Here is a 1,114-nt window from a genome sequence, read left to right on the forward strand (position 1 = left end):
TGCGGTGACAGCTCGGGTGGTTAGCATCAGCCGCCTCGGTATGGGTCCTCCTACGATCGGTTCGGGAATATCAACCCGATGTCCATCGACTACGCCTGTCGGCCTCGCCTTAGGTCCCGACTAACCCAGGGCGGATAAACCTGGCCCTGGAACCCTTGATCAATCGGCGGACGGGTTTCTCACCCGTCTTTCGCTACTCATGCCTGCATTCTCACTCGTACAGCCTCCACCACTGGGTTCCCCCGCGGCTTCACCGGCTGTACGACGCTCCCCTACCCACCCAGGACCAAATCCTGAGTGACACAGCTTCGGCGGTGTGCTTGAGCCCCGCTACATTGTCGGCGCAGAATCACTTGACCAGTGAGCTATTACGCACTCTTTCAAGGGTGGCTGCTTCTAAGCCAACCTCCTGGTTGTCTCAGCAACTCCACATCCTTTTCCACTTAGCACACGCTTAGGGGCCTTAGCTGATGTTCTGGGCTGTTTCCCTCTCGACCATGAAGCTTATCCCCCACAGTCTCACTGCTGCGCTCTCACGTACCGGCATTCGGAGTTTGGCTAAGGTCAGTAACCCGGTGGGGCCCATCGCCTATCCAGTGCTCTACCTCCGGCACGAAACACGCAACGCTGCACCTAAATGCATTTCGGGGAGAACCAGCTATCACGAAGTTTGATTGGCCTTTCACCCCTATCCACAGGTCATCCCCTCCATTTTCAACTGAAGTGGGTTCGCGCCTCCACGCGGTCTTACCCGCGCTTCACACTGCCCATGGATAGATCACTTCGCTTCGGGTCTAGAGCCGGCGACTGAACGCCCCGTTCAGACTCGCTTTCGCTACGGCTACCCCACACGGGTTAACCTCGCCACCGACCACTAACTCGCAGGCTCATTCTTCAAAAGGCACGCCGTCACCCCTCAAGGCTCCGACGGATTGTAAGCGCACGGTTTCAGGTACTATTTCACTCCCCTCCCGGGGTGCTTTTCACCTTTCCCTCACGGTACTTGTCCGCTATCGGTCACAAGGTAGTATTCAGGCTTACCAGGTGGTCCTGGCAGATTCACACCGGATTTCACGGGCCCGGTGCTACTCGGGAACAGCGTCACGCCACGCAC

The 1,114-nt window shown here is 57.7% G+C and carries 1 rRNA gene; it reads right to left on the bottom strand.

The window, feature by feature from the left end:
* A 23S ribosomal RNA gene (locus L3K22_RS16635) occupies positions 1 to 1,114 on the bottom strand; the annotation flags it as partial.

Source organism: Brachybacterium atlanticum (assembly GCF_025669985.1).
In the GTDB taxonomy this organism is placed as follows: domain Bacteria; phylum Actinomycetota; class Actinomycetes; order Actinomycetales; family Dermabacteraceae; genus Brachybacterium; species Brachybacterium conglomeratum.